General features: G+C 50.4%; 18 protein-coding genes. 8 read left to right on the plus strand and 10 right to left on the minus strand.

Annotated features, from left to right (window positions below):
- Together BUA24_RS12210 and ispH are read right to left on the minus strand one after the other, a co-directional pair.
- Positions 1-437, minus strand: a 437-nt coding sequence (locus BUA24_RS12210; RefSeq protein ID WP_143146484.1) for a hypothetical protein, incomplete at its 3' end; no start/stop codon positions are given.
- A gap of 192 nt (positions 438-629) precedes the next feature.
- Positions 630-1,667: a 4-hydroxy-3-methylbut-2-enyl diphosphate reductase gene (gene ispH / locus BUA24_RS08810; protein WP_084660371.1), complete on the minus strand. Its 1,038-nt coding sequence runs from the start codon at positions 1,665-1,667 to the stop codon at positions 630-632.
- A gap of 36 nt (positions 1,668-1,703) precedes the next feature.
- Between ispH and BUA24_RS08815 the strand changes: the two genes are divergently transcribed.
- From BUA24_RS08815 to BUA24_RS08830, 5 genes are all read left to right on the plus strand, one after another.
- On the plus strand, positions 1,704-3,095 hold the full coding sequence (locus tag BUA24_RS08815) for a DUF512 domain-containing protein (protein ID WP_072791481.1): 1,392 nt from the start codon (positions 1,704-1,706) through the stop codon (positions 3,093-3,095).
- Between the two features lie 21 nt (positions 3,096-3,116).
- The gene (gene der / locus BUA24_RS08820) at positions 3,117-4,439 is read left to right on the plus strand and encodes a ribosome biogenesis GTPase Der (RefSeq protein WP_072791484.1); all 1,323 of its coding nucleotides are present in this window, start codon (positions 3,117-3,119) and stop codon (positions 4,437-4,439) included.
- 193 nt (positions 4,440-4,632) lie between these two features.
- Complete coding sequence (locus tag BUA24_RS12215) at positions 4,633-4,830, plus strand: hypothetical protein (protein ID WP_143146485.1); 198 nt, start codon at positions 4,633-4,635, stop codon at positions 4,828-4,830.
- 77 nt (positions 4,831-4,907) lie between these two features.
- Positions 4,908-6,701 carry a glycoside hydrolase family 15 protein gene (locus tag BUA24_RS08825; RefSeq protein ID WP_072791485.1) on the plus strand — a complete coding sequence of 598 codons (1,794 nt, stop codon included), beginning with the start codon at positions 4,908-4,910 and terminating at the stop codon, positions 6,699-6,701.
- A 40-nt stretch (positions 6,702-6,741) separates the two neighbouring features.
- Positions 6,742-7,623, plus strand: a complete 882-nt coding sequence (locus BUA24_RS08830; protein WP_072791486.1) for an ROK family protein — start codon at positions 6,742-6,744, stop codon at positions 7,621-7,623.
- Between the two features lie 3 nt (positions 7,624-7,626).
- On the opposite strand, the gene BUA24_RS08835 is transcribed toward BUA24_RS08830, so the two are convergent.
- Together BUA24_RS08835 and BUA24_RS08840 are read right to left on the minus strand one after the other, a co-directional pair.
- Positions 7,627-8,802, minus strand: coding sequence for a methyl-accepting chemotaxis protein (locus tag BUA24_RS08835; RefSeq protein ID WP_072791488.1), 1,176 nt, complete (start codon positions 8,800-8,802; stop codon positions 7,627-7,629).
- Between the two features lie 655 nt (positions 8,803-9,457).
- Positions 9,458-9,916 (minus strand): universal stress protein, encoded by a 459-nt coding sequence (locus BUA24_RS08840; protein WP_072791490.1) that lies wholly within the window; start codon positions 9,914-9,916, stop codon positions 9,458-9,460.
- A gap of 184 nt (positions 9,917-10,100) precedes the next feature.
- Here BUA24_RS08840 and BUA24_RS08845 point away from each other — a divergent pair, with 184 nt between their 5' ends.
- Positions 10,101-10,748 (plus strand): response regulator, encoded by a 648-nt coding sequence (locus BUA24_RS08845; protein ID WP_072791492.1) that lies wholly within the window; start codon positions 10,101-10,103, stop codon positions 10,746-10,748.
- On the opposite strand, the gene BUA24_RS08850 is transcribed toward BUA24_RS08845, so the two are convergent.
- From BUA24_RS08850 to BUA24_RS08870, 5 genes are all read right to left on the minus strand, one after another.
- The gene (locus BUA24_RS08850; RefSeq protein WP_072791494.1) at positions 10,743-11,426 is read right to left on the minus strand and encodes a TetR/AcrR family transcriptional regulator C-terminal domain-containing protein; all 684 of its coding nucleotides are present in this window, start codon (positions 11,424-11,426) and stop codon (positions 10,743-10,745) included. The two genes, BUA24_RS08845 and BUA24_RS08850, sit on opposite strands and share 6 nt — an antisense overlap.
- A gap of 179 nt (positions 11,427-11,605) precedes the next feature.
- Positions 11,606-12,001, minus strand: coding sequence for a pyridoxamine 5'-phosphate oxidase family protein (locus tag BUA24_RS08855; RefSeq protein WP_072791497.1), 396 nt, complete (start codon positions 11,999-12,001; stop codon positions 11,606-11,608).
- 77 nt (positions 12,002-12,078) lie between these two features.
- Positions 12,079-12,687 (minus strand): phosphate signaling complex PhoU family protein, encoded by a 609-nt coding sequence (locus BUA24_RS08860; protein ID WP_072791499.1) that lies wholly within the window; start codon positions 12,685-12,687, stop codon positions 12,079-12,081.
- Between the two features lie 150 nt (positions 12,688-12,837).
- Positions 12,838-13,752 (minus strand): SDR family oxidoreductase, encoded by a 915-nt coding sequence (locus tag BUA24_RS08865; protein WP_072791502.1) that lies wholly within the window; start codon positions 13,750-13,752, stop codon positions 12,838-12,840.
- 83 nt (positions 13,753-13,835) lie between these two features.
- Complete coding sequence (locus BUA24_RS08870; protein WP_072791504.1) at positions 13,836-14,789, minus strand: LysR family transcriptional regulator; 954 nt, start codon at positions 14,787-14,789, stop codon at positions 13,836-13,838.
- A 179-nt stretch (positions 14,790-14,968) separates the two neighbouring features.
- On the opposite strand from BUA24_RS08870, the gene BUA24_RS08875 reads away from it, so the two are divergent.
- Positions 14,969-16,300 (plus strand): MurT ligase domain-containing protein, encoded by a 1,332-nt coding sequence (locus BUA24_RS08875; protein ID WP_072791506.1) that lies wholly within the window; start codon positions 14,969-14,971, stop codon positions 16,298-16,300.
- Positions 16,297-17,025: a type 1 glutamine amidotransferase gene (locus BUA24_RS08880; protein WP_218587457.1), complete on the plus strand. Its 729-nt coding sequence runs from the start codon at positions 16,297-16,299 to the stop codon at positions 17,023-17,025. The genes BUA24_RS08875 and BUA24_RS08880 overlap by 4 nt, the downstream gene beginning before the upstream one ends.
- Positions 17,026-17,819: 794 nt before the next feature.
- On the opposite strand, the gene BUA24_RS12565 is transcribed toward BUA24_RS08880, so the two are convergent.
- Positions 17,820-17,972, minus strand: a complete 153-nt coding sequence (locus BUA24_RS12565; RefSeq protein WP_178138776.1) for a hypothetical protein — start codon at positions 17,970-17,972, stop codon at positions 17,820-17,822.
- Between the last annotated feature and the right edge of the window lie 18 nt (positions 17,973-17,990).

Consider the following 17,990-nt stretch of genomic DNA (forward strand, 5'->3'; position numbering starts at 1 on the left):
AGAGGGTGTCCTCCCATAGATCCATAGAACCCTGCATCTCCAAAGGTAAAGATCCCTCCATCAGCGGCCACGAGCCAGTATCCCTTTCCATCTGGGGTGGCGGCTATACCTACGATAGGCTGGTTCAGGGGATGACCAGCCATAGACCCAAAGTTCTGTGCGTTCCCGTACATGGTAACCGCTCCATCTGGACTGGCGAGCCAAAAGCCTCCGTTGTCGGGAGTGGGGGCTATCGCTACCGATGAGGTGGCGAAAGACGGAAGCTTCGTTGGCTTCAAAACCGCTTCGTTGATGGCACTTGCTAGGGTGGAGTGTGACCTGGCCCCTGTGCGCCATGCAGGCACAGAAAGTGTCGCGACCGTGATGACGGCGGCTGCGGCAGCCACTCCAGCTCGCTTCCGTATCCTTCTTCTAAAGCCTCGATCTTTCCATCGCATCTCTACAACCTCTGCTGTGTCTCAAACTCTTTAGAAGCTATCGACACGGAGAGTGGTGATATTGAATATTAAAACGCTTTAGAGTGAGAATAAGTCCTGGAAGTGCAGAGATGTACTAGTAAATGATTACCGAGAGTCCGCTAATGCACTTATAGTGGTATGGCCTTGACGCTACTGTTCAAGACCTTGATCTCAGGTAAGTCTCTCTAAGACCTGAGATGCACTTGTTTCTTTATCTTTAGATAAAGGGCCACCAGGGTCTAAAGGGGGTACTCCGAATGCAAATCCCAAGAGTTTGTAAAGTGACCTGACAAGATCTCGAAGTTCAGGGGGTGGGGGGAAGTACTCGTCTTCGGTCGTGGAGACGACGACTTCATAGCCGTCTGTAGGGTTGAGCTTGGCGATCACCTCTTCTACAAGCTCATCGGGAGCCGAAGCTCCAGCGGTAACGCCGACGACGCCTTCTATATCCTCAGGAAGTTCATCGGCGGAGTTAATTCGATATACGTTGGCGACGCCACAACTCTTTGCTACCTTGGTTAGGGCGACGGTATTAGACGAGTTTGGCGAGCCTACGACGACTACGGTTGAGCATCTAGAGGCTATATTCTTTAGAGCGCTCTGACGATTAGTGGTAGCAAAACACAGATCTGACTTCGGTGCCATCCATAGATTAGGGTAGGTGTTTGCAGCCTTCTCCCTAATCTCCGACCACTCGTCCATCGCCAATGTTGTCTGTGCGACGAGTGCAACGTCGTGGTCGAACTTCTCTAGATTCTCTAGGTCTTCGACGGTTTCGATTAGGTGAACGACAGACGGAGCAACCGCTGAGGTGCCTATTGCCTCGTCGTGACCTTTGTGACCGACATAAATGATCTCGTAACCTCTTTGGGCCCTTACCTTCACCTCGTGGTGTACCTTTGTAACCAAAGGGCAGACGGCGTTTACTACCAACGGTGATCTTTCCTGAGCGGCCTCTATGACCGAAGGAGCCGTACCATGGGCGGAGAGCATCAGCGGAGCTCCTAAGGGAACCTCGTCGATAGAGTCCACGAATATTACGCCTAGGTCCTCGAATCGCTTTACTACAACCTGGTTGTGAACGATTTCGTGATAACAGTAGATTGGGGGTTCAATCACCCTCACCATCCACGCTAAGGCCTTAATCGCTTTTTCGACGCCGGCACAAAAACCTCTAGGTTCCGCCAGCAGTACTTTAGTCACAGTCACTACTTAAAGACTACCCGGTTCCTCTACACTAGATGTGTGTCAAGTCCAACCGTAGTCGAGGTCGCAAGCGGTTCTCCGGCTGACTTGGCCGGGGTTCTTCCGCACGACGTCATCGTCAGCATATCAGGAGTCGTGCCTCGAGACATCATAGAATACCAGCTGCTAGTCGAGGAACCAAGCTTTGAGCTTGAGATCGAGCGTTCTGGTTTTACCTTTACGCTGACGATTGAAAAAACAGCTGGAGAACCTCTTGGCATAGAGGTTTCTTCTGCCTTGTTTGACAGAGTGAGAACATGTGACAACCACTGCGAGTTCTGTTTCATCTACCAGCTTCCCAAGGGGATGCGTCGAAGTCTCTACATGAAAGACGACGACTATAGGCTTTCTTTTCTCTATGGTAACTTTACAACCCTAACACGGTTCACCGAGGCGGACCTCGAGAGGGTGATCACCGAGAAGCTTTCTCCTCTTTTCGTCTCGATACATTCAACGAACCCCGATCTACGCTCTGAGATGCTCCGTAACAAAAGAGGGGCTTCGTCTTTACGATGGCTGGAGGCTATGTTAGAAGCCGGTATAGAGGTACATGGCCAGATAGTTCTTTGTCCTGGTCTAAACGACGGAGTCGAGCTTGAAAGGACACTGGCGGAGATAGCAGTTCGCTATAACAAGCTGCAGAGCGTAGGAGTTGTTCCTCTTGGCATATCCAAGTACTCAAATGAGCCGCGCATGAGAGCCATGAATACTTTTGAGGCGCAAAGTGCTATCGAGACCATCGAACGGTATCAGGAACTCTTTAATTTGGAGATGGGTCGAAAGATGGTGTACGCATCTGATGAACTCTACCTAATTGCAGATAAGGAGTTTCCTCCGCTGGAGAGCTACGACGGTTTTCCTCAGCATGAAAACGGAATAGGCGTCTTCCGGGCGTTTGAAGCTTCTTTCTTTGGCGACAACAGCTACGCATGGGGGCGTAGAGCTGGATTTTTCGCTTCTGTTGACGGCGTGCCAAAGGGTGAATACCGTCCCTATCGAATGCCGAGGGGAAGGGTTGAACGAACCACGTTACGGGGTCACAAGAAGACGGCGATCGTCACAGGATCCTATGCGAAACCTCTGCTAGAGAGACTGATATCGGACTCTGGTATTGAAGACGTAAGGGTGATAGAGGTCGTAAACGAGTTTTTCGGTGGGAACGCAAAGGTGGCAGGGCTTATGACCGGGACGGACGTTGCTTCTGTTTTGGCAAGAGAACCGGAAGGGGACAGGTATCTGCTCCCAGACGTCTGTCTAAACGAAGGAAGGTTCTTAGACGGAATCCTAGTTAGGGACCTCCCCAGAGAGGTCGAGGTTGTGCCTACCGATGGGGCATCGCTGGCGAAAGCTCTTGCGGTTAGACGACGTCCGGAGCTACGGCTAGGGATTTGAGTATTTTGAAGGGTAAATAAAGTGCAGGATCTACCAAAGGTAGCCGTAGTGGGTCGTCCCAACGTGGGTAAGTCAACACTGTTCAATCGGTTTGTTGGAAGGCGCGTTGCGATCGTAGAGGAGATGCCAAAGGTCACCAGGGACCGCAAGGAGGTCGAGGTGAAGTGGTCTGGACGCTCCTTCACTTTAGTCGATACCGGTGGCTGGCTAAGTAGTGGAACCTCGTTAGATGATAAGGTTTCAAAGCAGTCCGAGGAGGCGATCCGCTCGGCAGATCTTGTCTTATTTGTAGTTGATGCAACGGTAGGTGTTACCGAAGAAGACCTAAGAGTCAGGGACATGCTACACAAAGTTGGCGTCAAAGATGTGATCGTCGTAGTCAACAAGGTGGACTCCGACCGTCAGGACCCTTTGATCTGGGAGTTCGCGTCACTTGGGTTTGGAGATATCTTTGGAGTGAGTGCACTCCATGGTCGACTCTCAGGCGATCTACTCGACGCAGTGATTGATCGTATTGATGCACCTCTAGAAGACGACGAAGAGGTATCGGAGTATGGCTCTTCGCAAGACGATGCAAAGATTGTTCACGTTGCATTGGTGGGTCGGCCAAACGTCGGTAAGTCGACACTGTTTAATAGGCTTGTAGGGGCAGAACGCTCAGTCGTTCACGACATGGCTGGTACCACGACCGATACAGTCGACACCGTGGTTGAGCGGGATGGCATGACCTATCGTTTCGTAGATACCGCTGGGTTGAGGAGAAAGTCCAAAAGCAGTGACGGTACAGAGTACTTCTCGATGGTGCGCACCTTGCAGGCGATCGATACTTCAGATATCGCCTTGTTGGTCGTAGACGCTACAGAAGGGGTGACATCACAGGATCAAAGACTAGCGGAGCGGATAGATCTCTCTGGATCTCCGGCGATCGTCCTTTTAAATAAGTGGGACTCGTTGTCAGAGGAAGAACGACTTAGTCTTGAGTCAGAGGTCAAGTCCAAGTTAAGCTTCCTCTCCTACATGGAGCCGCTCCGCATCTCGGCTCTCAGCGGTCACAACTTGCACCGGGTTTGGAAATTTATCGACGAAGCTAACTCGGTATATACAAAGCGTGTTCCTACCAGAGAGCTAAACAAGTTGCTAGTTTCCCTACAGGTGAATCATCCACCGAAGAAGACCAAGATTTTATATGGCGTTCAAGGTGCTACGGATCCGCCTACCTTTACACTTTTTTCTACCAAAGATATCGACACGGGGTACTTGCGCTACGTTGAGAATCGTATCCGGGAGCACTTTGGTCTGGGGGTTACACCCATAAAGATTCGAGTTCGCCGAAGAAGTAGCTAACTACTGGGTCGGTTGGTACCAAATAGTTTGATGGTGCTGTCGATCTACTTAGTAATCGCATCTATATGAACAAGTTCTACAGCGGAGGATAAGGCGCTAGACCTTCAAGTCTAACTGTGCATAGAGTAAATGGGGGTCGTGCGGCCTTCGTGCGTGCGTTGTTGAAACCGTTTCGGACAACTACAATTAAAGTGTGCCTTGGTGCGAAAACTGTTCGAAGTTCAAAGAGTCGGAAGAGATCGACAAGGAGGGTCACTGCCCAACCTGCGGCTCTGTGATAGCTCCTCCTAAGAAGGCTCCCTGGCACTTCAAACTTCTGGTTGTCGCAACCGTTATCTACCTTACCTATAGATTCGTGCAACTAAGTGTCTGGCTATATCACCATCTCTAGAGTCCTGCCTAACCTTCCATGAAGTAATCGGGTTTACCCAGGTTGCGTGGAGCAATTATTTGTGGTTGGCTTGAGGTATGTATAGACCTATAGAGGACTACGGGGTTATCGGTGATCTTCACACCGTGGCCCTGGTGTCTAAGACTGGCTCGATAGATTGGCTATGTCTGCCACGATTTGACGCTGGAGCCTGTTTCGCTAACCTACTTGGCGGTGAGGGGAGGGGTCACTGGCGGATCTCACCTAAAGATCAAATGATCGCAAAGTCGAGGAGGTACGTAAAGGATACCTTGGTGCTCGAGACGCTCTTCGAGGACGACTCTGGGAGCTTTCGGGTCGTCGACTTTATGCCTCCGAGACTGGACAATCCGTGTCTAATACGAATCGTTGAGGGTGTGTCGGGTGTAAGCAGAGTCGAGTCAGAACTTGAGGTTCGCTTCGACTATGGACAGACTGTTCCGTGGGTGAAGCGTACCCAAGACGGATTAAATATGATTGCCGGTCCGCACGCTCTTTCCCTTGAATCCTCCGTAAACCTAATGGGTCGCAACATGGAGACCTTCGCTGAGTTTGTCCTTGAAAAAGGAGAGCGAGTGAGCTTCACTCTTACATATCACGGCTCACTGGAGCCAGCTCCAAGGGCTTTGGACGCCTCGATTGCACTTGAAAATACCATTGAGTTCTGGCAAAACTGGGTACTTCAGTGCAGGGAAGACTTTGGGGAGTACCGCGATGTGGTTGTACGGTCCCTAATTACACTCAAGGCACTTACCTACGCGCCTACAGGAGGCATCGTTGCCGCCCCTACCACGTCACTGCCCGAACAGATGGGTGGATCCCGAAACTGGGACTACCGCTACTGTTGGCTGAGAGATGCGACCTTTACTCTCTACGCGCTTATGGTAGACGGGTACGCAGATGAGGCAAGGCGATGGAGAGATTGGCTTTTGCGCGCTGCTGCGGGGGATCCTCAACAGTTGAGGATCATGTATGGAGTGGCGGGGGAGAGACTCATACCTGAGTTCGAGATTCCATGGTTAAATGGTTACGAGAACTCTAGACCGGTGCGAGTTGGAAACGCGGCTTCGGATCAGTTCCAGCTTGACGTCTATGGCGAGCTCATGGACGCTTTTTATCAGTTTAGGAGAAGCGGCATTCCGTCGTTAAACGATGCCTGGGATCTCGAGGTCAAGGTCGTCGAGTTCGTGGAGAAGAGATGGAGAGATCCAGACGAGGGAATCTGGGAGATAAGGGGTCCTCGTAGAGACTTCACATACTCAAAGGTTATGGCCTGGGTCGCTCTTGACCGAGCGATCAGAGTAACAGAGAGATTTGGATTTGAGGGTCCATCGGCTAGATGGAAGGCGGTAGCCGATGAGATCAAGAAGGAGGTAATGACTAAGGGATATAACGAAGATATTGGCGCCTTCACACAGTACTTTGGATCGACCTCTTTAGATGCTTCTTGTCTGATGCTACCTTTAGTGGGATTTATAAAGGCAGATGATCCAATGATGTTATCCACCGCTAGGGCTATAGATGAGCGTCTCTCTGAGGACGGTCTCCTTCGTCGTTACTCGGACGATCAAGACCATGTAGACGGGTTAGACGGAGAGGAGGGGGTGTTTCTAGCTTGTTCATTTTGGATGGTTGACAATCTTGCGCTTGCTGGAAGAAAGGACGAGGCTAAAGATCGTCTTGATCACCTCCTTACTCTAGGGAACGACCTTGGACTCTTCTCTGAGGAGTATGACGTCCATTCAAAGAGGATGTTGGGGAACTTCCCCCAAGCGTTCACTCACGTTGGAATAGTAAACACTGTGAGAAACGTCCTCAACAGCCAGTCTCCTGCTAAACACCGAGCCGGGTAAGTTTTCTGCGGTAGTTCGAGTTGAGATAAAAGGAGTGAGCATGCTAATTGGAGTCGATATCGGTGGTACGCACTTTCGGATGGCTCTTGTTGACGACTCGGGCACGATAGTCGTACACGAAAGAGTCGATACAAAATCGGTTAGCGATCCTCTCCTGGCACTTTCATCCCTGAGGAATAAGGTCGATCCGAAGAGCTGTGCTGATGGCGTTGTGGTTGGAGTTCCAGGCGTGGTTGACTATAAGGCTGGCGAGCTTCTCTACGCACCGAACATCAGCCCAGGCTGGGTAGATGCTCTGACTCAGAGAAACATCCAAGATCTGTTTGAAGTCGATGCGAGGTTAGTAAACGACGCTGACCTTGCCGCTATAGGCGAGTACTTCTACGGCGCAGGTCAAGGCCTTGGATCGATCCTTTATGTGACCGTATCTACAGGAGTTGGCGTTGGGGCGATGCTTGAGGGTAAACTCCTAAAGGGTCGACTATCGACTATGGAGCTTGGACACAGCTTCATTCCGGCGAGCCAGGATATGGGGGTGGACAGATCCAAAATTCCGTCCGTCGAGGACCTCGCCTCTGGGACAGGTCTTTCTAAGCGTGCTAGGAGGTTGGGGCTTGTCTCAGATAACAAGGCTCTCCTAAAGCTAGCAGAAGATGAAGACTCAGAGGAGTACAAGCTCTTCAATGTTTTTGCTCAGGATCTATCGATAGCCCTAGCTAATCTTTGCTGGATTACATCTGTTTCAGATCTTGTCCTTGGCGGTGGAATCGCTATAAACTCAAACCTTTTGTTACGGCTTGTAGAAGGACACATTCGATCTATAGCGCCACCTTATCTAAGTGTAACGATCAAAAGGGCCGAACTTGGTGATGACGCTGGCCTTACTGGGGCGGCCGGTGTGAACAAGGCCTTTGGGCTATAGAGGTCAAACCTTGGACGCGTAACCCTTGTTGTTCTTCACCCTAAAACGAGACTTTGCGTCTTCTATGGCGTTTTCTGCCGATGTCGATGAGCTACTCATCGAGTTCAAGGTAGAGGCCATTTCATTGGCGGCATAGGACTGCTCGTTGGCGGCGACTGCGATCTGTGCAATCATGTCCCTTACAACTTCGACGTTTTGTGCTATCGAGTCGATAGCATCATCGGCCTGGCGTGCCTTGTCCTCGCCATCTTCAGCCTTTGACCTTGATGCCTCTATTGCATGTACTGCGCTTTGTGTTCCGCTTCTGATTTCTCCAACCTTAGAGGCTATCTCGGAGGCGGCCTCTCTGGCGCGTCCAGCCAGCTGCCTTACCTCATCAGCGACTACTCCAAAACCACGGCCGGCAGAACCGGCTCTTGCGGCCTCTATTGCAGCGTTTAGTGCGAGTAGGTTTGTCTGGTCCGCAATCCCTTGAATAACGGAGACGATCGTACCGATCTCTTGAGACTTAGTGTCTAAAGTCTCAAGCACCGAGGCTGTTTCACGAATCATGAGTGCAATCTCTTCCATCGTCTTACCAGCTAGCTGGACGATGTCGCGACCAGTGGATGCACTTGCGGACACCTCATCGGAGGTCGATGAAGCCTCAGTTGCACTGCGGGCAACCTCTGCTATCGACGCTGTCATCTCTTCGACCGCGGCGGCGATGGATCCCAGTCGCTCTGCTAGGACTCTCTCCCTCTCTGCATCTGCGTGTTCTTTGGCTTCCTCGAGCATGTACTCAGCGGTTGCGTCGGACCAGCACGCCATGAAGCACCGCAGATTACCCTTTTCGTCCCAGATGGGAAATACCTGAGTCATAAGGTGTACGTCACCAAGGTGTATTGGAGCCGAGTGTGACTCCAGTCTCTTGGCAGCAATAGCGTTGAAAATATCCCTAACTCGATCGGGATCCTTGTGGAACTGGTGGATGGATCGCCCCATGGCGTTAGCGACGTCAGCTTGATGCAAGGCAGAGTTTAGGCGTTCGCGATACTTCGCAAGGGTCGTCTTTGCCGCCCTGTTCATGTAGTAGATCTTGTTGTCTGGTGTGGTGTCACAGAGCATCACGATGTTCTCTATCTTGTCGAGGACCTTGGAGGTAAGGTCGAGGTCGATTGCGGGGTTAATTCTAGCCATGGATGCATTTTCGGTACAGATGTCGACTACTTTAGGGCTACAGAGACCCTCAGAGCTGAAAGGTTTACCTAAGCAGGAAGTTTGAGATTAGCCATATCGTTGTTGTGACTTTTGGCCCTATCTATTTGCCCTTTAGGTATGTCCATGTGGGGCGGTGCAAAAGTATCTGTTTCCGTCATTGAATATGTGCATGTGTCATAGCGGAAAGTGGCTTAGAACTGTCTTTTGTTGATGGCTAAATCAGGCATAGTTCTGGTCATAGCGGCTGTAGTGCGACCATAATGCAGGGCCCTGTCGTTTTATCCTCTCCGGCGATGATCTTTGTATCAAGAATATCTCAGTCAGTAGGACTTAGATTTTGCAGTAGAGATGTCGCTACAGCCTGGTGGGATGAACATCCATCTGGGTATGACAGGATTAGGAGGTCTCTTCCTTGACGATGCTGTATCTAGTAAAGATTTGTCGGTAGAGAATCAAGTCTGACCGGTGCCTCCCGAAGTAGGTTGTCCGCTCAGAAAGTCACCATTTCGTCTGATGAATTTCTGAGCGGGAAGCTGAAACAACACCTGTTGACGAGTTTCAAACTCTAAGAGGTAGATGATCCCGTATGAGTTCTGGTGGTTGACCCCACTTTATCTTCTGAGTGGCTGTAGTGTCAGTGTTTGTTTCGCACGATGACCAGGGTTGTCTTGGTGTGATGAGCCAGTTGGCTTGAGACAGATCCAAGAACTAAAGAGGCGAATCCTCCGTGCCCTCTTGATCCGACAACTAAGAGGTCGGAGTGCTCAGACTCTTGGGAGAGTATGGGTACCGGGTTACCCTCTCTAAGCACGGTTGTCACGCTTACATCCTTATCTATCGAGTTGACGAGATCTGTCGCTTGCGTCAGGATCTCTTTGCCCCCAGCTTCTAGATCTAAGCCTTCGTTGGCGTATGCTCCATAAGCCAGCGCGGGATACTCCCATGCGTGTACGATCTTTATAGAGGCTCCTCTGACCTTAGCCTCTTCTACGGCCCAGCTAAGAGCCTGGTTGGATGCCTCTGATCCATCGATACCCACAACGATCTCTCTGTAACTATCGAAGTTCACGGTTTGTCTTTCGTTCTCCGCCATGGGAACCTTCTCCTTTACCTAACCATTTCAGCCTAGAGCGCTTTATTACATTATGAAGGTTTTGAGGCGCAGCTGCTTAGGGCCATTTGGCACGAGTTTTTCTGGTTGGTCTCTAGAACACGAGCTGGCTTGTAGATATCCAAGGTCTGTGTCGATCGGAATAGGGAGAGAGTAAGATCGTGGCATGGGAATCGGTGTATTTTTGGTCGACGATCACGAGGTCGTAAGGGTGGGCCTAGCGGCACTCATAGATGCCGAAGACGACATGGAGGTAGTGGGAGAAGCTGCTTCGGTGTCCGAGGCGCTGATCCGGATCGTAAGAAGCCGACCCAAGGTCGCCCTACTGGACGTGCGTCTTCCAGATGGAAGCGGAGTGGAGCTTTGCAGAGAGATTCGCTCTGAATATCCTGAGGTAGCTTGCATCATGCTAACCTCTCACTCTGATGACGAAGCGTTGTTCTCTTCTATTATCGCAGGTGCATCGGGTTATCTTCTCAAAGGAGTAAGGGTCGATGAGCTGATCGATGCCATAAGGAAGGTCGCAGACGGAAAAAGTCTCCTCGACTCTTCTATCACCTCTAAGGTGCTTGAGAGGCTGAGAGCGGCTGAAAAAGATGATGAGCCTATCTCGCGACTATCAAAGCAAGAGAAAAGGATTCTGGAACTTATCACCGAAGGCAAAACCAACAAAGAGATAGCCCAGTCCATGTTCTTGGCTGAAAAGACAGTCAAAAACTATGTATCCAATCTTCTCGCCAAGCTAGGGATGAGCCACCGATCTGAAGCTGCTGCCTACGGTGCACGGCTCATGGAGCGAAAGGGCGCCCTATGACACCTTGCTCAACATATCTATCTGGGCCTCGATGCCCGATATGAGAAGATCGAGTCCAGCATCGAATTGATCGTCCCAGTCTCTCCTAAAGTAGTCTGTTGCAGACTTGAGGTTTGTATAGTCTGACTTTCTAAACTCCTCGATCATCACGTTTACGGAGTCCTTCTTCTCCATGATGGGTCGATATCTCGTCTCAAACCCGGTAAAGCCAAAGATGTAGCTACTTATTGCCCTAAAGGCGGCAATAGCTTCACGTGGCGGTAGACCAGCTCCAAGTAAGATGCCAAGTTGCTGCTCGTGCCACATCATCCACGGTGCTGATATCTTACCGTGCTCGAGCATCAGAGATAGAGCGCCCTTGTGGCTACGCATGACGTCTAAGGCGGTTTGCGAGCTGATCTTTATCTGATCCTGCCAACTTTTACCTGAGTCGACGGCGTCGTTAGCGGTTATCTCGGCGGTTATCTCTTCTGCTACGGCCTCGAGTATCTCCTCTCTATTTTTGAAGTGATGGTAAAGAGCCATCGCCTCCACGCCGAGACTCTTACCTAGTTTTCGCATAGAAAACCCGCTTATGTCGTCGGCATCGATCATCTTGATCGCCGCATGCACGATTGCGTCTCGGGTAAGACGTCCTCTAAATGGCTTCCTCTCAGCTCGAACTGCAAGCGGCTCCATAGCTCTCCCTTATGTAAATGAACGTAAAGTGTTATCGCCAATTATATAGTTCTATTACCTAACTTGTCACTTATGAATATATCAAAGCGTAAAATTACCCTTTGGTAAATATCCTAGAACTCACGCGCCAGTCTCTCGTGATGTCTATGGTGCACTATAAACTTTAGAGAAGGCTTCGTCTAACGTCCGGAGTGGATCAGAGTACCCCTGATGATCGTTGGGTAGATCTCTACGCAGTCAAAGCAGTTTCTCGTCACCCTCTCTGAAAGGTCTTTGATCTTGCTCCGTGATATTAGCTTGGCGACTCCGATCGCCTGAACGCTATAGCCTTCTAATGTGTTAGGGTCAATACCGCCAGTCTCAAGGGCTACGACGGAGCCGTCTATAGAGTGTCTGATCCTGTCTTGTTCTGGAACTGGTAACTCTAATTTATCGCCTCTGTAACTATATGGGGTGGGAAGTATGAGGGGAAGAGCGTCGACGTTTAAAGACAGTCGGCCGTTTGCGTTCGAGGCTATGTAGTAGAGACAGGCTTCTAAGGGGAGATGCTCTAAAACATAGGGTTCAGGTAACATGCTTTAATACTTGCAGGATTAACCGGTGCAGGTTAGGGGCAAAAGTCACATAAGTGTTCGATACGTATAGGGAGATCTTAACGAAGATCTGGTAACTGTGCTACCGTTCGGGCGAGATTGACTGCGTGATCCGCAAAGCGTTCATAGAAGCGTCCCACCAACGCCAGCTCAATGGCTGGCACGACGTCCTTGCAGGATGAGGCTAGTTCTGTGTAGTAAGCAAGGTTGAGTTCGTCTATCTCGTCGTCAAGAGCGTCGATTACTCTGTGTGCTTCTTTATTGGAGTTTAAAAAGGCCTCTGCGGAGCGGCGCCACATCTCTGCCGCGGTCTTACTCATCTGGTTGACGATTCCTCTAAGCCTGGGTGACATCTCTGGCCCCAGTCCCAGTAGCGACTTTTGGGCGATATGCTCAGCGAGATCTCCGCTGCGCTCCAACTCCGGGACGATCTTCATAAGCCCGACCAAGTAAGAGATCTCATCGGCGCTTAGGGGAACCTTAGATAGACGTTCGGCTAGCTCCTGATCGAGTTCAGCATAAAGGTTATCGACAAGCTGATCTCTCTCAATGAGTTTCTCTGCGATCATGCGGTCACCATACAGCAGAGCCTCGGTCGATCCCACAAATGCATCGCCTACAAGCGCGTACAGTTCAAACACTGACTTTACAAGTTGAGGAAAAGCCAAGTCAACCTACCTTGTTTTGAAGTAAAGACATCTAGACAAGGTTAGCCGATAAGCCAAGTCTCTAGCGAACTGTGTTGTGCTTGCTCGTCAGTTCGCTAGAGATGATTTAAGAGACGATTAGGATCCAGCGATACCTCTTTGCGGTGTCTACTAGTCAGGAATCTTGCCGCTCATGTCGGCATTCTTTTTTGCGCTTCGCACCAGGTCTACCAGAACTTTGTCGAGTTCCTCTACGCTCCAACGGTCCTCTTTGTCGATGGCTGGTCCAGCGTGCCACCCTTCAGCGACATCGATATGGCCGCCAACCACGTCAAATACTCGCCCCGTGACCTCCTTAGAGCGTTCGGATCCCAACCACACTACCAAGGGAGAGATGTTTTCGGGAGCTACGGGGTTGAACTTCGTGGGATCTTCACTTGCAGAGAATACTCCAAGGTTCTCCGTCATACGGGTGAGGGCTACTGGTGCTATTGCGTTTACGGTCACTCCGTACCGAGCGAGCTCCATAGATGCGATGATCGTGAAAGAAGCAATTCCAGCTTTTGCTGCGCCGTAGTTAGTTTGACCTACGTTTCCATAGATTCCAGAAGATGAAGCTGTATTGATTACACGAGCATCAACGGCTTTACCAGCTTTTGTCTCTTCGCGCCAGTAATTGGCCGCCCACCTAGTCATCACAAAGGTACTTTTTAGGTGGACTCGTATGACTGCGTCCCACTCCTCCTCCGTCATGTTCACCAGCATACGATCTCGTAGAATTCCAGCGTTGTTGACTACTACATCTAGTTTCCCATATGTTTCGATGGCGGTGTTGATGAGACGTTGCGCTCCTTCCCAGGTGGATACGTCGTCGCCGTTTGCAATGGCGTCACCGCCCATAGAGCGGATCTCTTCAACGACCTCACCAGCAGGTCCTGTGGAGGAGCCAACACCGTCTACCTCGGCTCCGAGGTCGTTTACTACCACCTTTGCACCATGGCGGGCAAACTCCAAGGCGTGCGCCTTTCCGATTCCTCGCCCGGCACCTGTAATTACAACTACTCGACCGTCGCAAAACTTGGTCATAGGTGTTACTCCTTCTGTTTTATTACTCTATGGTAAGTTAGCTAATGAACCCCTGCATGTCAAATGGTTGCGGCGTGCTTTCGTCATCTTTTAGAGACTTTAGAGACTTTAGAGACTTGCTGTGGATTGGAAGAGGTAACTCCCTTTGGAAGGACGATATCCTTACGACTAAGCAGGCTCTCGAGCGAGATCGTAAAGGCTCGAACTGCGGAGGACTCTATCTGGTTCTTGCGCTTTGCGATTCCAACTTTTCTCGGAGGAACGTCGAGGATCGGAATGGTTCTTACTCGGTCACCCAGATGTGCTGAAATGGCGGTTGACGGTACTATGGCAGGACCAAAACCGTCTATGGCGAGCGCAGCAATTAGTCGCAATCCGTCGATCTCTACCTTCGTCCGCAGCTTTACCCCGGACTTGGCGGCAACGGCGTCTAGTTCGTCTCTGAACCAGTTTCCCTTCGGGGGTGTTATGATCTCGATGGAAGCTAGATCGGCGAGGTAGATTTTATCTTTGTCCGATACTGCGTAGTGCGGGGGAACCGCTAACACCATCTGTTCTTCGAAGAGTGCTCTAAAGTGTATGTCTGAAGCGTAAATTGGGGTATTTAGGATCGCCAGGTCGATTACGCCCTCGTGAAGCCAGCGGTGTAGGGCTGATGAGGTTCCCTCTGAGAGGTGTAGGTTCATGTTGGGGTGGTCAAGAGAAATCTGCTCTGATAGAAGCGGTATGAGCCATCTTGCGGTGGTGCCGATTAGGCCTACCCTTACTCGTCCCCGGACGTCGAAGGTGAGCGAAGAGAGATCACTATAGATTGCCTCTAGCTCTGCTAGTGCTGCTCTGGCGCGCTTTACTACGATCTGTCCCTGTTCGGTCAATGTGCCGTCTTTGCGATCTATGAGGATAGCGTGCAGTTCGTTCTCAAGCTTAGAGATGTGAGCGGAGACATTGGATTGAACCGTATCTAAGGCATCAGCGGCCGCTGAAAAGCTACCGTGATCGTTCACTGCAACAAGTGACTTCAGCTGCTTTATGTCCATATACCTTCCTAGCAAAAAAAGTGATATGAACTATCGTATCCTAAGTGTCGCAAGCGCCGTGTGAACCGACCATAATAGATAATGCAAGTAACCGGATCCCCCCTCCGTTCTTGCTCTGCTAAGGAGCCGACTCCCCCCGTCGGCTCCTTTCCATTTAAGCAATATGCTTAGCAAACTGTATGACGATATTATTTGAGGATGGCTCCGATGTCAAGTTGGTAAGAAAGCTTAGGACCGCTGTAGCGGTTTTTGTTGCGAGAGCGATAAGCAAGCTAATAACGCACTTCGGCATTGGGCAAGGTGGAACGCTGCCTGGTCGTGTGTTACTTGCGCTGGAGCCCAACGCCCTGTCTGTTCTATCTCAAGGCGTGATCTCCGTCGTTGTAAGCGGAACGAACGGGAAAACCACTACGACAGCGATGATCTCTGATCTTCTTTCACGATACGAGATCTATACCAACGACACTGGAGCAAATATGGATTTTGGTGTAGCCTTTGCGCTTGCCAGAGCCCAACGCGTCCCCGGATCTCATCAGCTAAGGTTTGGTGTCTTTGAGGTGGACGAGGCGTATCTTCCAGCGGTAGCTGCGACGGTTAACCCCAAGGTGGTGGTGCTTTTGAACCTTTCTAGAGATCAACTTGACCGTAACTCAGAGGTAAGGATGATCGCCAAGAGATGGAGAGATCTCTTTGGTAAGCAGTCGAAGCTGAAGGTAGTAGCGAACTGTGACGATCCACTGGTTGTATATGCAGCGATGGGTTCTTCTGACCCCATCTACGTATCCTCTGGTGGTGGTTGGCACCTTGATGCAACCTCTTGCCCGATATGTGAGTCAAAGGTGATCTTTAGCGACTGTGATTGGGGATGTTCGGTGTGTGACTTTCGTCGGCCCAATCCAAGCTACTCCTTGGACCAAGGAGGAGGGGTTGTAAGAGACCACGAGAGTCTGGGTGAACTAAATCTTCTTATTCCGGGGAGATTCAATCTGGGCAACGCCTTGCTTGCGATTGCCGCAACCTCAGAACTTGCTCGACTGTCCGGAGTGCCTTTCAACCCAGAAGAGGCGCTTCGTCGTCTGCAAAGCTTTGAAGGAAGCGGAGGTAGATACTCCATCTACTCTTTGGGTAGACCCGATGGCGTAAAGGTGAGAACGATGTTAGCTAAGAATCCCGCTGGGTGGAATGCCCTTATCGATACCGTTTTAGAAGACCCCATCGCTGATCGGCTGGTTATGGCTCTCAATGCCAACGTAGCAGACGGCAAAGATACCTCTTGGATCTGGGATGTGCACTTTGAGAGGCTTTCCAATCGTTACAAGAGGATCGTTGTGCTAGGCGATCGAAAGTTCGACCTTGCAGTGAGGCTGGGTTATGCTGATATCGATCCGATGCCAGTCTCTGGTTCGCAGTTAGATGCGCTTCAGAATTTGGAGTGTTCGCCCAACACTACGATCTCTTACATAGGAAACTACACAGCTTTTTACGACCTGAGAAAGGATCTTCTTCGGTGACGGTGTCAGACTCCTCGGTTCGGATCGTGCTTCTATATCCAGATCTCCTTGGAACATACGGAGATAGCGGAAATGCGACGATCCTTGCCAAACGGGTGGCGTTGCACGATATCAGCGCTGAGGTGGTCTTGGTGCACTCTGACGAGACGGTAACGGCGGAGGGGGATATTTACCTGCTAGGTGGGGGAGAGGATGGGCCCCAGAACTATGCTAGAGATCTTCTCTCTAAGGAACCTAACTTTGCGAGGGCTATAGACAAAGGAGCACTGGTCTTCGCCGTCTGCGCAGGATTTCAGATACTGGGGGACTCCTACGTCGATGCGCGTGGAGAAATTCAGAGTGGTTTGGGCGTAGTAGATGCAAAGACTCGTCGAATAAAGGGGGATCGGGCGGTGGGGGAGCTCCTTGGTGAGTCCTTGTTGCCGATCTCGCAGAGGCTCCTCTCGGGATTTGAAAACCACGGATCTGGAACTACCTTATTCGGTCGTTCACAGCCAATCTCAAGGACTCTGCGAGGGGTAGGAAACGACTACGATGCCCATGTGGACGGAGCATTACAGGGAAACGTGTTATGTACCTATATGCACGGTCCGGCACTAGCTCGTAACTACGCACTCGCAGACTATTTGTTAGAAAAGGCAGTGGGTCTCAAGCCACTTGAGGGAGACTGGCTGACCGAGCTACAGATGAAGCTGCTTTCTGAGCGCATAGAAAGCCTGAGTTAACCTCTGCTGCTACAGAGCAAAGACTCTTTGGAACATTATCTAGGGTAACTTGGCTATAGAACAAAGCACCTGAACTAAGAGTTCAAGTACGCTCTTTGTCCCCCCTAGCTGTCAAGATAGTTGTCGCCCTCTATGTTCAATACCTTACACCAGTAAGCGACAACTATCTTGACAGCTAGGGTAGAGTCCTACCCGGCCACTACATGGTGCTTATCTGTCAAGGACTCAGACTACCTAGGTGGTCTATTCTAAGAGATAGGACACATTGGCTAGTGTCTCGTTCTTTACCTTGTGATCTTTGCACGAATTACGCCGAAGCAGATGGGTTTCAGATACTCTATCTTTGTGGTAGCTACCTGTGATGCCAACATAGATCGCCAGCCTAAAGCTCTTTAGGAGTCAAGACCACGACACCCAGATGAATCTGTAAAGACAGTTGCCTCTACATTTTCTCCAGTTCTTAGCTAACTACCTTGGCTATCTCCCTTGTTCGTAAGTGATATCGGGGTCAAAAACGGTGGTAAATTTGGGCTAACACTACGACGTCGAGATCGCCTTGACAAGCACCAAATCTAAGGAGAGGCACCACCTGAGGCTCAAAGCAGCTTCGTAAAACTAAGTATTCAAAGCACCGTCAATTCTTCAAAACCCAACATTTGGGGCGTGACGCCTCTTGTCTATCGTCGAGCTCAAAGGTCAAGACAAGCAGCGTAACCCGCCTAGAGGCCGTGGACTAGAAAGAGTCGGTTCTAAATGAATTTTTCAAACACAGATGCAGCAGTTTCATAAACGATTTAGTCGTGTTCTAAAGCGCCTAGAAGTACGTAAGGATCCATTTCCCATAGTGAAGTTGCAAGGCGAGCAAAGTTGTGAGGCAGCAACAGGGCCTTTAGGTTTTGCTTCTGGCGTATATTAGCTATCTTTGAGGCGTGATGACTCTCTCCCAAAACCAGTACTCCCTGGCT

Source organism: Ferrithrix thermotolerans DSM 19514 (assembly GCF_900128965.1).
GTDB classification, from domain to species: domain Bacteria; phylum Actinomycetota; class Acidimicrobiia; order Acidimicrobiales; family Acidimicrobiaceae; genus Ferrithrix; species Ferrithrix thermotolerans.

Excerpts from the sequence above, each read along its gene's own strand:
- BUA24_RS08825 (WP_072791485.1), top strand. The coding sequence starts at position 4,908 with ATGTATAGACCTATAGAGGACTACGGGGTTATCGGTGATCTTCACACC.
- BUA24_RS08830 (WP_072791486.1), top strand. The coding sequence starts at position 6,742 with ATGCTAATTGGAGTCGATATCGGTGGTACGCACTTTCGGATGGCTCTT.
- BUA24_RS08835 (WP_072791488.1), bottom strand. The coding sequence starts at position 8,802 with ATGGCTAGAATTAACCCCGCAATCGACCTCGACCTTACCTCCAAGGTC.
- BUA24_RS08840 (WP_072791490.1), bottom strand. The coding sequence starts at position 9,916 with ATGGCGGAGAACGAAAGACAAACCGTGAACTTCGATAGTTACAGAGAG.
- BUA24_RS08845 (WP_072791492.1), top strand. The coding sequence starts at position 10,101 with ATGGGAATCGGTGTATTTTTGGTCGACGATCACGAGGTCGTAAGGGTG.
- BUA24_RS08850 (WP_072791494.1), bottom strand. The coding sequence starts at position 11,426 with ATGGAGCCGCTTGCAGTTCGAGCTGAGAGGAAGCCATTTAGAGGACGT.
- BUA24_RS08855 (WP_072791497.1), bottom strand. The coding sequence starts at position 12,001 with ATGTTACCTGAACCCTATGTTTTAGAGCATCTCCCCTTAGAAGCCTGT.
- BUA24_RS08865 (WP_072791502.1), bottom strand. The coding sequence starts at position 13,752 with ATGACCAAGTTTTGCGACGGTCGAGTAGTTGTAATTACAGGTGCCGGG.
- BUA24_RS08870 (WP_072791504.1), bottom strand. The coding sequence starts at position 14,789 with ATGGACATAAAGCAGCTGAAGTCACTTGTTGCAGTGAACGATCACGGT.
- BUA24_RS08875 (WP_072791506.1), top strand. The coding sequence starts at position 14,969 with ATGACGATATTATTTGAGGATGGCTCCGATGTCAAGTTGGTAAGAAAG.